Origin of the sequence: Providencia sp. PROV267, from assembly GCF_028477825.1 — a bacterium.
GTDB lineage: Bacteria > Pseudomonadota > Gammaproteobacteria > Enterobacterales > Enterobacteriaceae > Providencia > Providencia stuartii.
Window position 1 is genome coordinate 126281 of record NZ_JAMPLX010000007.1, and the last position, 15126, is coordinate 141406.

General features: G+C 42.6%; 9 protein-coding genes. 5 read left to right on the forward strand and 4 right to left on the reverse strand.

The genetic code is table 11. From position 1 onward, the window contains the following. Window positions 1–4: 4 nt before the first annotated feature. Window positions 5–2113: a bifunctional 23S rRNA (guanine(2069)-N(7))-methyltransferase RlmK/23S rRNA (guanine(2445)-N(2))-methyltransferase RlmL gene (rlmKL, locus tag PR709_RS05330; protein ID WP_004918187.1), complete on the reverse strand. Its 2109-nt coding sequence runs from the start codon at window positions 2111–2113 to the stop codon at window positions 5–7. A 99-nt stretch (window positions 2114–2212) separates the two neighbouring features. On the opposite strand from rlmKL, the gene PR709_RS05335 reads away from it, so the two are divergent. Then, window positions 2213–3328, forward strand: coding sequence for a YcbX family protein (locus PR709_RS05335; protein WP_040132970.1), 1116 nt, complete (start codon window positions 2213–2215; stop codon window positions 3326–3328). A 98-nt stretch (window positions 3329–3426) separates the two neighbouring features. On the opposite strand, the gene PR709_RS05340 is transcribed toward PR709_RS05335, so the two are convergent. From PR709_RS05340 to pepN, 3 genes are all read right to left on the reverse strand, one after another. Further along, the gene (locus PR709_RS05340; RefSeq protein ID WP_004918182.1) at window positions 3427–3972 is read right to left on the reverse strand and encodes a cell division protein ZapC; all 546 of its coding nucleotides are present in this window, start codon (window positions 3970–3972) and stop codon (window positions 3427–3429) included. Window positions 3973–4269: 297 nt separating this feature from the next. Next, window positions 4270–5280, reverse strand: a complete 1011-nt coding sequence (gene pyrD / locus PR709_RS05345) for a quinone-dependent dihydroorotate dehydrogenase (protein WP_014657940.1) — start codon at window positions 5278–5280, stop codon at window positions 4270–4272. Between the two features lie 405 nt (window positions 5281–5685). Further along, window positions 5686–8304 carry an aminopeptidase N gene (gene pepN / locus PR709_RS05350; protein ID WP_272570795.1) on the reverse strand — a complete coding sequence of 873 codons (2619 nt, stop codon included), beginning with the start codon at window positions 8302–8304 and terminating at the stop codon, window positions 5686–5688. Between the two features lie 510 nt (window positions 8305–8814). Between pepN and pncB the strand changes: the two genes are divergently transcribed. From pncB to PR709_RS05370, 4 genes are all read left to right on the forward strand, one after another. After that, window positions 8815–10029 carry a nicotinate phosphoribosyltransferase gene (pncB, locus tag PR709_RS05355; RefSeq protein WP_004918176.1) on the forward strand — a complete coding sequence of 405 codons (1215 nt, stop codon included), beginning with the start codon at window positions 8815–8817 and terminating at the stop codon, window positions 10027–10029. Window positions 10030–10368: 339 nt separating this feature from the next. After that, window positions 10369–11769 (forward strand): asparagine--tRNA ligase, encoded by a 1401-nt coding sequence (asnS, locus tag PR709_RS05360; RefSeq protein WP_004918174.1) that lies wholly within the window; start codon window positions 10369–10371, stop codon window positions 11767–11769. Window positions 11770–12300: 531 nt separating this feature from the next. Next, entirely contained in the window at window positions 12301–13413 is a 1113-nt protein-coding gene (gene ompC / locus PR709_RS05365; protein ID WP_114143463.1) for a porin OmpC, read from the forward strand. 350 nt (window positions 13414–13763) lie between these two features. Next, a complete protein-coding gene (locus PR709_RS05370) occupies window positions 13764–14954 on the forward strand; it encodes an amino acid aminotransferase (RefSeq protein WP_076914384.1) in 1191 nt (396 codons plus the stop codon). Window positions 14955–15126: the final 172 nt, after the last annotated feature.

A 15126-nucleotide genomic window follows, 5' to 3' on the forward strand; every position in this document is an offset into this window, starting at 1 on the left:
TCCTTTATGCTGCATGGCGGATCAGCCAGCAGTTATGAATCTGACGATTACGAGCAAAATCTTCTGAACGCGTTTTGGCGGTAATTTCTTCTGCTTGTAGTCCTAACGCATTCAGAGCTTCGATATCCATTTTAAAGCCACGCTTATTGTTAGAGAACATGATGGTACCACCACGACGTAACATGCGTTTTAGGTGAGTGATCAACTGAACATGGTCGCGCTGTACATCAAAAGTACCATCCATTCGCTTTGAGTTTGAGAATGTTGGCGGATCAATAAAAATCAAATCAAATTGTTCTGGGCTATTCGCCAACCAGTTTAAGCAGTCAGCTTGGATCAAGCGATGTTGGCGCCCCGTTAAGCCGTTAGCCTGTAAGTTTTTCTCTGCCCACTCAAGATAGGTACGCGACATATCAACTGACGTGGTGCTTTTCGCGCCTCCAAGCCCTGCATGAACTGTTGCGGAGCCGGTGTAGCAGAAGAGATTAAGAAAATCTGCACCACGACTCATTTGTCCTAACATGCGCCGAGCAATGCGGTGGTCTAAAAACAGCCCTGTATCAAGATAGTCGGTTAAGTTCACCAGCATCTTAGCGTTGTATTCTTGCACTAAAAAGAAATCCTCTTTTTGTGCTAGCTTTTCATATTGCTGTTTACCTTTCTGACGTTGGCGTGTTTTTAATACCAACTGGTTAGATGACAGCTGCAATACATTCATCGTCGCCGTGATCACATCAAATAAACGTTGGCGCGCTTTGCGTTCATCCACCGTTTTCGGTGGTGCATACTCCTGTACGACCACTTTGTCACGATAAACATCGATAGCCACATTATATTCTGGCAAATCTGCATCATAGATGCGGTAGCAATCAATCCCTTGCTGTTTAGCCCACTTGCTGAGTTTTTTATGGTTCTTACGTAAGCGATTAGCAAAATCAGGGGAGATTTCACCGACCGTTTCCGACGGTGTTTCTGCCAATAAATAATTTTTCTGTACGCAATCCAATGGGCCATTTTTGGCCTTAAATTCACGTTCAGAGCGTAGTTGTAAGCAACTTAACAGTTCAGGAGAGGCACTAAAAATAGATAAACGCCAACCAGGGAAACGCGCCTTCACAATACGGCCTAATTGGCTATGTAAAGCAATCAATGCAGGCTCACTTTCAAGACGTTCGCCATAAGGCGGGTTACTTAAAATGGTTCCCTTAATGCCTGTTTCAACAGGGTTTTCAAGCATAGCAGCATCGCCATGATTGAAACTCACTAATGTTTGAACGCCCGCCCTACGTGCATTAGAGCGCGCCATATCAAGCACTCGTTTATCGATATCAAAACCATAAAAACGCGATGTTGTCTCTTTTAGGCCTTGACGAAAACGCACTTGCGCTTCCGTGATCAGCTCTCGCCATAATGCAGGGTTATATTTTGACCAAGCATAGAACCCCCAGTGTTCACGGTACAAGCCAGGCGCTCTGTCTGCTGCAATCATAGCCGCTTCAATCAATAGTGTGCCGGAGCCACACATAGGATCGACCAGGGGGGTGCCCTGCTGCCAGCCTGAGCGATTGATAATCGCAGCGGCTAACGTCTCTTTTAATGGCGCTTGCCCTGCCAAATCACGATAACCACGGATATGAAGTGCATCACCACTTAAATCAAGCGCTACGCTAGCTTTCTCTTTATTCAAGTAAACATTGATACGAATATCAGGCTGCTGGCGTGCAACATCAGGCCGCTGATCTAATTTACGTACGAAGCAATCGACAATGGCATCTTTAACTTTTAAAGCACCATATTGGCTATTGCGGATCTCTTCGTTTGTACCACTAAAGTGAACTGAAAATGTGTCCTCAACTGAGAATACCTCAGTCCAATCGATAGCTTGTACACCAAGGTATAAATCTAAGTCGCTATAAACATCAAATTCATTCAATGGTAATAAGATACGGGATGCCAGCCTACTCCAGAGTAGACTCTGATACATCACCCGTTCATCAGCCTGAAAATAGACGCCCCCTTGTGCAACTCGGCACTGACTAGCGCCCAGAGCTTCCAATTCCGATTTCAATAGTTCTTCTAGGCCACGAGCTGTGCTGGCAAACAGAGAATTCATAGTATTTTTTACCAATTTGGATGAAAAATTGTTGCGCATTATAGCTAATCTTATGGACTTGTCATAAAGTTGCTCAGCAACAATTATAAGGATTAAATAATGATTACGCTTTCACGCCTTTATACGCACCCAGTCAAATCAATGAGAGGGATACGCCTGTCTCATGCATACGCCGATACCAGTGGGCTAATATTTGATCGCAATTTTATGGTAACAACGCTGGAAGGTAAATTTATCACGGCAAGAAAATACCCTCAGATGTTACTATTTACACCAGCAATGTTAAATAATGGGCTTTATCTCAAAGCACCCGATGGTGAAAGTGTGACGGTATTGTATCAGGACTTTGATGAGAATCAGAGTCCAACTGAAGTCTGGGGCAATCATTTTCATGCACTCATTGCGCCTGAATCAGTCAATACTTGGCTAAGTCGTTATTTTGATGAGCCTGTTCAACTACGCTGGTTAAGTCCTCACTTGTCACGTCGCGTCAAAACCATGCCCGATGTGCCTATGTCGTTTGCCGATGGCTACCCCTTCTTATTAATTAATGAAGCTTCGGTACAAGAGCTACAAAGGCGTTGCCCCGCCAGCATTAAGCTCGAGCAATTTCGCGGTAATTTGATTATCACCGGTGCCCAACCTTTCGAAGAAGATACATGGAAAACGATTCAGATTGGCGATGTCGTTTTTAGCTTAGACAGACCATGTAGCCGCTGTATTCTAACGACTGTTAGCCCTGAAAAAGGCATTAAACATCCACACAGCGAACCATTAGCAACCCTACAAACCTTCCGTACCACGGAAAGTGGTGATGTGGATTTCGGGCAAAATGTCGTTATCCATAATACTGGAATTATACGAGTGGGTGATACCGTGACGGTTCTTGAAAAGAAACAACCTAATCAGTATATCCCAAAAGAGCGAGAAACGGATAATAAAGCGAAAAGTCCTTCTACGCCATTAAGTACGGTCACAGTCACTTTTGAAAATCATGATTATGAAGGAAATAACCAAGAAGTGATCCTTGAACAATTGGAATCAAAAGGGATCACTTTACCTTATTCCTGCCGTGCTGGTATTTGTGGTCAATGCAAAATAAAGTTGATTGAAGGGGAAGTCACGCCATTAAAACAAAGTGCAATTAAAGCGGATGGTTATATCTTAGCCTGTAGTTGCATTCCCAAAAGTGCGATTAAATTAGCTTTAAGCTAATTTTCTAACACCATCATCTCATAATAACGATTATTTTATTGATGGTGTTATTGGCGAATATTAAAGAATATCCATATTAATAGATCATGGACGATCAATTAAATGACATTCTCATACAGTAAGCGATTAGACTTGCGTTTATATTGCCTCATGCGATCATTCATGATCTTAATTGGATCACAAAAGCGTAATTTACGATCAGGCAATTCTAATTGTGCCTCCGCTAATAAACACAAACTTGCCGACGTACCAGCCTCAGCAATAATAAATGTCGCTATATGATGGCTATTTTCTAAACACACTTGAATAAGCTGACCTTGCGCAGGTACTTGAATATCGTGAAAAGGAGAAAAATACCAACTTTTCGGCATTTGCGGTTTTAAAAAGCGAAATGCCACTAAACTGTTCAGTACTAATTCAGCCCGTTCTTCATGAGATAGATTTAATTTTTTAGCCTGCTCATCAAATATATAAAACTCCGCAGCATCTTCAATGCTAAAAGGCATTTCATCACGTGCGAATGCTGTCAGCATTTTTGCGGGAAAACATGAGCGAAATATCATGCCGTTGGCGAGATCTAGCATCACCCTATCATGGTCATGATCAAAATACCAACGCCAATGATCATCGGGTTTTATTATCATAAACGATCCCTTAGCGATTTACCGGTATACTCACCATACTTTAAGTTGCCAATTGAGTCGTGCTCAATTACCCTAGCTGTTGCATTATTTTGCTCTAAGGATTTTTTAAACGAATAATTCGCTTACTGCCTAAAAGCAACTCAAATGAGTTAGAGTATAAATATATTTTTAAGATACTAGCTCAAAATAATTCGATCTTAAAAATGCAAAACAAAATGATTTAAAAATAGACAGCCAACTCAATATAGATTAAAAGGGAGCATAAATAAAGCCCCCTTTAGGTAAATTTACAGTTAACTATATATGGTTCACAATATCTTTTATTAATTTTGGCCCATTATATATAAAACCAGAATAAATTTGGATTAATGATGCACCCGCGTCCATTTTTTCTCTCGCAGCAGTTAATGAGTCTATACCACCCACTCCAATAATAGGTAACTGCCCTTTTAATTCACGAGAAATGATCCGAATAACCTCTGTGCTTTTTAGTTGCACTGGGCGTCCACTTAAACCGCCAGCTTCATTACAATGATTTAAACCTTGAACTAAAGAACGATCTAACGTGGTATTGGTTGCAATCACACCATCAATATTATGTCGAACTAAGCTATCGGTAACTTGGATTATTTCTGCTTCGGTCAGATCCGGTGCAACTTTAACCGCAACAGGAACATATTTTTGATATTTCGATTGTAATTCCAGTTGCTTGGCTTTTATGCCACTTAATAAATCATCCAACGCTTCGCCATATTGCAAAGTGCGTAAACCTGGCGTATTTGGTGATGAAATATTAATAGCAATATAACCGGCATGTGCATAAACTTTATCCATGCAAATTAAATAGTCATCCTTGCCTTGTTCCACTGGGGTGTCTTTATTTTTACCGATATTAATGCCAATAACCCCACCGTAAGTTGATTTTTTGACATTTTCAACAAGGTTATCAACGCCTTTATTGTTGAACCCCATACGATTAATCAGTGCTTCCGCTTCCACTAATCTAAACAATCTAGGCTTATCATTACCTGATTGCGGCCGTGGCGTCACCGTTCCAATCTCAACAAAACCAAAGCCCATTGCTCCAAAAGCATCAATACATTCACCGTCTTTATCTAAACCCGCAGCTAGGCCAAGTGGATTTTTAAAAGACAGTCCCATACATTGAACAGGTTTAGTAGCAACAGATTGGCGGAGAAGGAATTTAAGCGGGGAATTATTTAAACATTGAAGCTGCCGAAACGTCAGTTCATGGGCTTTTTCTGGGTCGAACTGGAATAGAGCCTTGCGGGCAAGGTGATATAACATATCCAATAACCTATTTCTGTCTATACCCACCATATTTTAAGTTGTAAGCACTGCGATAACACTTGCTGCCGACACCTCAAACTATTTTGTGTATAAAGCGATTAAAAGACACAATGTTCCGCGCGTCAAAACACTCAACAAATGAAATTTGCTGAGGCCATTTTTAACAGGGATACATTTTCATCCGATAAAACGCGACATAGATTACCCTATTTTACGCCTTTTTTTCTATAAAAAATTCATTTATTCGCTACTTGCAAACCAAAGTTGCCTTAATCGGCAATTGAACCGTTGCTGTCAATGGAATAACACCGCATACAACCTAATATGATTGCCTGATTTAAAAGAAAAAGCCCTTGAAACGACGTTCAAGGGCTAACAACACAGCTAATATCAGTAAAGAACTTAGCTTTCGAGCGCTTTCGTCACTTTTTCGAACAGATCACCTGAAAGGTTATCCAACGCTTTGAGTTGCTCTAACGTATTGCGCATCAGGCCTTGGCGTTTATCGTCAAAACGTTTCAAACGGATCAACGGTTCAATCAATCGCGATGCGACCTGTGGGTTACGTGTATTTAAATCCACGAGGATCTCATACAGGAATTGATAGCCGCTACCATCTTTCGCATGGAAAGCTGACGGGTTACCGGAGGTAAACGACCCAACCAAAGAACGCACACGATTTGGGTTGCTCATACTAAATGAACGGTGATTCAGCAAGCTACGTACTTTCTGCAAGACATCCGGAGCAGGGCTAGTACCTTGCAATGTAAACCATTTATCCATCACTAGGCCATCGTGGTGCCAACGCTCATCAAAGGCCGTCATTAATGACTCTAGGCACGGTAACTGAGACTCACTCGCCGCCGTTAATGCGGCTAAAGAGTCGGTCATATTATCGGCCGATTTGAATTGTTCTGACACTAATTTGTCTGCGAGTGCTTGATCATCGCCTGCTGCAATATACTGTAAACACACGTTACGTAATGAACGTTTCGCAATATCGCTGTGGTCAACACGGTAGCCATCAATTTTAATCGATTGATAAACCGCGAGGAATTCATCAGCCATTGCTGTCGCCAGTTGATGAGCGATAAAGTTAGCAACATGATGGATGGCATCAGGGTCGATAGTTTGGAAAAATTCTGCCATCTCATTTTCAGAAGGCAGAGTCAAAATCAGTGCCGCGAGTGCCGGATCGATGGTGTCATTAAGTAACACTGCTCGGAATGCATCAATCACATGCTCAGGGAGAACGAGCGCGTTGCCCGCCTGATAGTTCGCAACGTTGATCTTCACATAGTTACCAATCAGTTGCTGAGCCGCATCCCAACGTGAGAACTCATTACTTGCATACTGCATCAGAAAAGCGAGTTGCTCATCACTGTATGGATAGTCCAATTTAACTGGCGCAGAAAATTCACGTAGTAATGATGGCACAGGGCGGCTTGGCACATTATCAAAAGTGAATGTTTGTGATGCTTGCGTAACATTCAATACAGCGTTTACGCTACTGCCAAGATATTGCAGAGGAATAACGGCCCCATCTTCACCATACAACTCAATATCGAGTGGAATGTGTAACGGCTGCTTTTCTGACTGATCCGCGGTCGGAGGTGTCATTTGGCTCACATGCAGCACATACTGTTGCTTTTCAGGGAAGTACTCATCACGAACCGTTAATACAGGTGTCCCTGATTGACTGTACCAACGACGGAATAACGAAAGATCCACATTCGAAGCATCTTCCATCGCTTGCACAAAGTCGTCACAGGTTGCGGCGCTGCCATCATGACGATGAATATACAGTTGCATACCCGCTTGGAACATTTCTTCCCCTAGCAGAGTATGGATCATACGAATAACTTCAGCCCCTTTTTCATAGACCGTTAGCGTATAGAAGTTATTCATCTCGATCACTTTTTCAGGGCGAATTGGATGAGCCATTGGGCTTGCATCTTCAGCAAACTGAGCCGCACGCATCACTTTGACATTATTAATGCGATTGACAGAGCGAGAGCCAAGATCTGAACTGAACTCCTGATCACGGAAAACGGTCAAACCTTCTTTTAGGCTCAGTTGGAACCAATCGCGGCAAGTGATACGGTTACCTGTCCAGTTATGGAAATATTCATGACCGATAACAGATTCTATATTTAAGTAGTCTTTATCGGTTGCGGTTTCATTTTTAGCGAGCACATATTTTGAGTTAAAGACATTCAGCCCTTTATTCTCCATCGCGCCCATATTAAAGAAATCAACCGCCACTATCATGTAGATATCAAGGTCATATTCAAGACCAAAGCGATCTTCATCCCATTTCATGGCATTTTTTAGGGATTGCATCGCCCATGGTGCACGATCAAGGTTGCCTTTATCAACAAACAACTCTAATGCGACCTCGCGGCCTGTGCGCGTCACGAAAGTGTCGCGAAGAACATCAAAATCCCCCGCAACTAACGCAAATAGGTAACTTGGTTTAGGGAACGGATCTTGCCATTTCACCCAATGGCGCCCATCATCGAGTGCCCCTTCGGCAATACGGTTACCATTCGATAGCAAGTAAGGATAGCGCTGTTTATCGGCGGTAATTGTCGTCGTATAACGCGCTAACACATCCGGCCTATCCTGATAATAAGTAATATGGCGGAAACCTTCTGCTTCACATTGAGTGCATAATGCATCCCCTGAAACATATAAGCCTTCTAATGCTGTGTTTTTTTCAGGGCTGATTTCATTCACTATGCGTAATGTGAAAGCCTCAGGCAATGATGCCAATATCAGCTTACCATCTTGCTCTTTATAATCAGTCCAAGGCTGACCATCCACTTCAATAGAGACCAATTTAAGGTCTTCACCATGCAGTTCCAGTGTAGATGAGGCTGGGTTAAGGCGTTTGACTTGGCTAATTGCCGTCACGACGGTTTTTGCGGGATCGAGGATAAAATCAAGATCAATTTCAGAGATAGTATAATCAGGTGCTTGGTAGTCCTGACGATATTTCGCTTGTCGCAATTGGGTCATATGAAACCTTTTTTATTCGTTAATTCGATATAGTCGTTTACCAATTCTTCTTTATATTACTATACGCTGCTGCAACATAAATGCTATATGAGAAACACTCTCATCATACTATGTTAACGATTTATGACTATCAGTATCGATAAATGTTAACAATTGGTTTGTTCGTTGATGCTATAACGCTGTTAAATAGAAAATTACGTGTTAGTATCGTTTCATGCTCAATGACTGGCAATGAGTATATTAACGCTTGTTAATCAACTCTAATCGCTAATGTGCCATTCTGGTCAATGACGTATACTCTAAATCATTCGAGAGCCATGGCAAATAGGCCATAACCGTCACCGATAAGGCGACAACTCGAAATGTGATGAGTATAAATAAATATTGGAAATGCTCACAGACACAAGAGTGATGCAATAAGGCTTCTATCTTCTGTCAAAGTGAGTATACTTTTCCAACTTTAACGATTTAGCTAATAAGTAGATAGCTCCGCGAGGACGCCTGCGCGCCATGAATTTAGACGCTACCCCTATTATTACATCACTGCTTGACACTGATGCTTATAAGCTTCATATGCAGCAGGCCGTATTTCACCATTACAGCCAAGTACCGGTTGTCGCCGAGTTCCGCTGTCGTAGTCGTGAAATTCTAGGTGCCTATGCCGATGAAATCCGCCAGCAAGTCCAATTGATGGCTCACCTTTCACTCACCGATGATGAGGCCAACTATTTAAAAGAGCTTCCTTTTTTCAAAGACGATTATCTTGCATGGCTAAAAACGTTTCGCTTTAAACCTGAACAGGTCAATATCACCACTGCGGATGATGGGCAGCTCGCAATTCGTATTAGTGGCCCATGGTGCGAAGTGATTATGTGGGAAGTTCCCCTCCTCGCCTTGATCAGTGAAATAGTTCAACGCGATAGGCATCCACAGGTGACCCAAGAAGATGCCGTTACTCAGTTGAAAAAATTACTGACGGTATTTTATGATCAAGCGGCCGAAAACCATATCGACCTTAGCCGCTTTAAACTCATGGATTTCGGCACGCGCCGCCGTTTTTCCTATGATGTCCAATCTGCTATCGTCTCCTTGCTTAAAGAGGAGTTCCCTTACCTTGTGGGCACAAGTAATTACAAACTGGCACATAAATTAGGGCTAGCCCCCGTCGGCACCCAAGCCCATGAATGGTTCCAAGCGCACCAACAAATTAGCCCTGAGTTAGCCAATAGCCAACGTGCTGCACTCCAAAGTTGGCTTGACGAATACCCCGACCAACTTGGCATTGCATTAACGGACTGTATCACGATGGATGCATTTTTGCGTGATTTCGATGATAACTTTGCGAAGCGCTACCAAGGATTACGCCACGATTCAGGGGATCCTATTGAATGGGGAGAGAAGGCCATTGCGCACTATGAGAAATTAGGCATTGACCCAATGACTAAGACGCTCGTGTTCTCAGATAGTCTCGACTTACAAAAATCATTAGAGCTGTATCGCTATTTCCATAAACGCATTAACCTTGTGTTTGGGATTGGCACAAGGCTCACTTGCAATATTCCCGGTGTCGTACCTCTGAATATTGTGATCAAATTGGTTGAATGCAACGGCAAACCCGTCGCGAAATTATCCGATAGTCCGGGTAAAACCATTTGTGAAGACGATGAGTTCGTTAATCAGCTTCGCAAAGCGTTCGATCTTCCTAAAATGGAAAAGGCTTGCTAATTTGGCGATGCACTGTGTGATACCTTAATGGGAATAGGTATCACACCAATTCCCCTTTCAGCGTACGCAATAACACGATAACTTGTCGCTTAATAATATATTTGCTTGCTATTCTAACCCCAACTAGGTTATAGCTAGAGGCTATTGCACTTTTTGGTACAAAAGTATCGATTTTTTACTTGTTTCCTGCCTCACGGCAAGTAACATAGAACTTTAACCTTGAAATAGAGAATTTCGGGAAAACAAATACTTTCACTGGTCTATAAGATGAAAAATGGCTTATTTAGCCCAGTGAAAATGTCATCGTTAATTTCGTTTATATAAAAGAGAGTAATTTTTATGATCGTAGCGCCTGTAGTCGATGTACTGCAAGGCCGTGTGGCGGTTGGCTCTGAAGTCACCGTTCAAGGCTGGGTACGTACAAGGAGAGATTCAAATGCTGGTTTTTCTTTCCTCGCCGTTTATGACGGTTCCTGCTTTAACCCATTACAGGCTGTCATCAATAATAATTTACCTAATTATAACGACGAAGTCCTGCATTTGACGACAGGCTGTTCTGTTGAAGTCACGGGGATCGTGAAAGAGTCACCGGGCCAAGGCCAATCTTTCGAATTAGAAGCAACAGCCGTTAACGTTGTTGGTTGGGTTGAAGATCCGGATACTTACCCTATGGCTGCAAAACGTCATAGCGTTGAGTACTTACGTGAAGTCGCACACTTGCGTCCTCGTACCAACTTAATTGGTGCAGTAGCTCGTGTTCGCCATACCCTCGCCCAAGCGCTGCATCGTTTCTTTGATGAGCAAGGCTATTTTTGGGTTTCTACCCCAATTATTACAGCTTCAGATACCGAGGGTGCAGGTGAAATGTTCCGTGTTTCTACACTGGATTACAACAACCTGCCACGTAACGACAAAGGCGAAGTGGATTTCAGTGAAGACTTCTTTGGTCGTGAATCCTTCTTAACCGTATCCGGTCAATTAAACGGCGAAGCTTATGCCACCGCATTAAGCAAAGTCTATACCTTTGGCCCAACATTCCGTGCAGAGAACTCAAACACCAGCCGCCACTTAGCGGAGTTCTGGATGGTAGAGCCAGAAGTGGCCTTTGCTAGCCTAGACGATGTTGCGGGTCTTGCTGAGCAAATGTTGAAGTTTGTCTTTAAAGCTGCGCTGGATGAGCGCCGCGATGACCTTGAGTTCTTCGCTCAACGTGTCGACAAAGAGGTTATCAACCGCCTTGAAAGCTTCGTTAATTCAGATTTCGCTCAAGTTGATTACACTGACGCAATCAAGATCCTTGAAACCTGCGGTAAGAAATTTGAAAACCCCGTTTACTGGGGGGTTGATATGTCTTCTGAGCATGAGCGCTATTTGGCTGAGCAACATTTCAAAGCACCTGTGGTTGTTAAAAACTATCCTAAGGACATTAAAGCTTTCTATATGCGCCTTAACGAAGATGGCAAGACAGTGGCAGCAATGGATGTACTCGCCCCCGGTATTGGTGAAATCATCGGTGGTTCACAACGTGAAGAGCGCCTTGATATGTTAGACGCGCGTCTTGAAGAGCTTGGAATGAACAAAGAAGATTACTGGTGGTATCGTGACCTACGTCGTTACGGCACCGTGCCTCACTCAGGCTTTGGCCTCGGGTTCGAGCGCTTAGTGGCTTATGTAACAGGTGTCGGTAACGTCCGTGAAGTGATCCCATTCCCACGTACACCACGCAATGCGGCATTCTAATCACTACAGCTTTTCCAAATAAGCTTCCAATATCGAGCCTATCATGGCTCGATATTTTTTATCACCGTCATTCTTTTTAGTCGATTTGCGAAATACATCACAGCGTTACCAACTGAGCACAATTTCTGCACCCTTTTTAAATTGATTTAGCTTAGATCGGAAAATTCCGCTTTTTTCATCGTTTTTTGTTTTCTCTATAAGCAAATCTATCACTTATATTTATCTAAGCTGTTCAAAAAAAGTTCAATTTGACCTTTAAAAAAGTTCCCTAAATTTTGTAATTATTTTTAAACTGGTCATACCTGTGGTTATTTTCCACTCTATTTTTTACATTTTGAAACACCTTGTTACCATTTGTTTCAGAATCTTTATTTTTGTAGCACTTTGAGGGTAGATAAATTTATTTACCAATGGAACACTGGACGCCGACATAGACGACACTAATCTCTCATAAATAGTTCCAAATTTTTTTGAGAATTATTTTTGGCAGTGGCAGGTGTCCGAATAACACCAATGAGGGTAATAATAATGATGAAACGCAATATTCTTGCAATGGTTATCCCAGCTCTGTTGGCTGCAGGCGCAGCAAACGCAGCTGAAGTATACAACAAAGACGGCAACAAACTAGACGTTTACGGTAAAGTTGACGTTCGTCACTATTTTGCTGACGCTGATAAAGGTAAGAAAAGTGAAGATGGCGACGACTCACGCGTTCGTTTAGGTGTTAAAGGTGATACTCAAATCACTGACCAACTGACTGGTTTTGGTCGTTTCGAGTGGGAAACTAAGACTAACAAAGCTGAAAATGAAGGTGAAAACAAAAACCGTCTGGCTTACGCGGGTCTGAAATTTGCTGACTTCGGTTCAATCGACTACGGCCGTAACTACGGTGTAGTATACGACACGAACGCATGGACCGACGTGTTCCCACTGTGGGGCGCGGACACTATGGCTCAGTCTGACAACTTCATGACTAGCCGTAACCGTAACCTGTTAACTTACCGTAACAACAACGCGTTCGGTTATGTTGATGGCCTGAGCTTCGCTCTGCAATACCAAGGTAAAAACGGTGACAACAACAAGTCATCAGCAGGTGAAGCTGCTAAAGACAACGGTGACGGCTACGGTTTCTCAGCAGCGTATGATTTAGGTTGGGGCGTATCACTGGGTGGTGGTTACTCTAACTCTTCTCGTACTCCTAATCAGCAACATAACACAACTGCTGGTGGTCAAAAAGCACAAGCATGGAACGTTGGTGGTAAATTCGACGCTAACAACGTTTACTTAGCCGCTATGTACGGTCAAACATTGAACACTACTCGTTATGGTTCAAAGGACAGTATCGCTAACAAAACTGAAAACGTTGAATTAGTTGCTCAATACCTGTTCGACTTCGGTCTGAAACCATCTATTGGTTATAACCAATCTAAAGGTAAAGACTTAGGCCGTGCTTATAATGGTAAAACTTACAACAACCAAGATCTGGTTAAATACATCTCTGTAGGTTCTTACTACTACTTCAACAAAAACATGTCTGCAGTTGTTGATTACAAAATCAACCTGCTGAAAGACAACGACTTCACTCGTGAAAACGGTATCAACACTGATAACGTTCTGGGTCTGGGTCTGGTTTACCAGTTCTAATTATTGTTTAAACAATAATTCAGACAACAGTGAAATCTGTTTTGAAAAGCAACGCTTCGGCGTTGCTTTTTTCGTCTGTATAGCGAGCTTGCACAACCTATTGTCTTTCCACCTTTTAGTTACCGCTAAGCCATTAAATCTCGCATAAAAATCAATTCTTAAGTTAATCTGTGGGGAAGTAAGTGAAAACCGCTGTATTTTGTGCGATTAATGGTCATATCCCATGCAATTTATACCTGCATCACAAGATCTTGCCAATTTTTAGTAAAACGGTTGGCAAATTGTTTTCTGCGCGTTAACCTGAGCACTCAACATTTTCGGCTTAACAACTGAGCTTTGGAATCGACAACATGTTTGAAAAAATTACTGCTGCCCCTGCTGACCCTATTTTAGGCCTTGCTGATAGTTTCCGTGCTGATCCTCGTGAAAACAAAATTAACCTCGGTATCGGCGTCTACAAAGACGAGTCTGGTAAAACCCCTGTTTTAGACACTGTAAAAAAAGCAGAGAAATTCCTGCTTGAAAACGAAAATACCAAAAACTATCTTGCCATCAGTGGGATGCCAGAATTTGGTCGTGTCACCCAAGAGCTGTTATTTGGTAAAGAACATGAAATTGTCACCTCTAAACGCGCTCGTACTGCACAAGCGCCTGGAGGTACGGGTGCCCTACGTATTGCCGCTGACTTTATCGCTAGTCAAACCAATGCTAAACGTGTTTGGATAAGCAATCCAACATGGCCAAACCACAAAAATATTTTTGAAGCCGCTGGCTTAGAAGTGTTGACTTACAACTACTATGATGCCGCAAGTCATGGTATGGACTTTGATGGTATGCTCAACAGCTTATCTTCTGCGGTAGCCGGTGATGTTATCGTTCTGCATGGCTGCTGCCATAACCCAACAGGTATCGACCCAACAGCTGAGCAATGGGCTAAACTCTCTTCCCTATGCGCGGAGAAAGGTTTACTGCCAGTATTTGACTTCGCTTATCAAGGCTTTGCTAAAGGGTTAGATGAAGATGCTGAAGGGCTGCGTATCTTTACCCAACAAAATCCAGAAATGATCGTCGCCAGCTCTTACTCTAAGAACTTCGGCTTATATAATGAGCGTGTCGGTGCCTGCACCATTATTGCGAAAGATAGCGATAATGCAGAGCGTGCGTTTAGCCAAGCAAAAGCGGTTATCCGTGCTAACTACTCAAACCCACCAGCACACGGTGCAGCCGTGGTTACGACCATTCTTTCTGATGACGCACTAAAAGCAGAGTGGATCCAAGAGCTGACCTCAATGCGTGAGCGTATTAAACGTATGCGTCAGTTGCTGGTGAATACACTGGAAGAAAAAGGCGCTAAACAGGACTTCAGCTTCATTATCAACCAAAATGGTATGTTCTCCTTCAGTGGCCTCAATAAAGAGCAGGTAGAGCGCTTACGTAGCGAATTTGGTATCTATGCAGTTAGCTCTGGGCGTATCAACGTCGCAGGTTTAACGCTGGAAAACATGGTACCACTGTGTGAAGCCATCGTAAAAGTACTGTAATGGCTTAACACGATAAAGTTTTTACAATAATAGAACGCCTCTCAATAAATTATGAGAGGCGTTTTTTCTTTTTAAATAACAGAAAACTAGCTCGATAAAATCACAGAAATAGCCATGTCCCAACAGGTTGGGGCATGGCTTCATAGGGTGAAAGCAAGCTTAGATGGTGATT

Excerpts from the sequence above, each read along its gene's own strand:
- asnS (WP_004918174.1), top strand. The coding sequence starts at position 10,369 with ATGATCGTAGCGCCTGTAGTCGATGTACTGCAAGGCCGTGTGGCGGTT.
- PR709_RS05370 (WP_076914384.1), top strand. The coding sequence starts at position 13,764 with ATGTTTGAAAAAATTACTGCTGCCCCTGCTGACCCTATTTTAGGCCTT.
- PR709_RS05340 (WP_004918182.1), bottom strand. The coding sequence starts at position 3,972 with ATGATAATAAAACCCGATGATCATTGGCGTTGGTATTTTGATCATGAC.
- pyrD (WP_014657940.1), bottom strand. The coding sequence starts at position 5,280 with ATGTTATATCACCTTGCCCGCAAGGCTCTATTCCAGTTCGACCCAGAA.
- ompC (WP_114143463.1), top strand. The coding sequence starts at position 12,301 with ATGAAACGCAATATTCTTGCAATGGTTATCCCAGCTCTGTTGGCTGCA.
- PR709_RS05335 (WP_040132970.1), top strand. The coding sequence starts at position 2,213 with ATGATTACGCTTTCACGCCTTTATACGCACCCAGTCAAATCAATGAGA.
- rlmKL (WP_004918187.1), bottom strand. The coding sequence starts at position 2,113 with ATGAATTCTCTGTTTGCCAGCACAGCTCGTGGCCTAGAAGAACTATTG.
- pepN (WP_272570795.1), bottom strand. The coding sequence starts at position 8,304 with ATGACCCAATTGCGACAAGCGAAATATCGTCAGGACTACCAAGCACCT.
- pncB (WP_004918176.1), top strand. The coding sequence starts at position 8,815 with ATGAATTTAGACGCTACCCCTATTATTACATCACTGCTTGACACTGAT.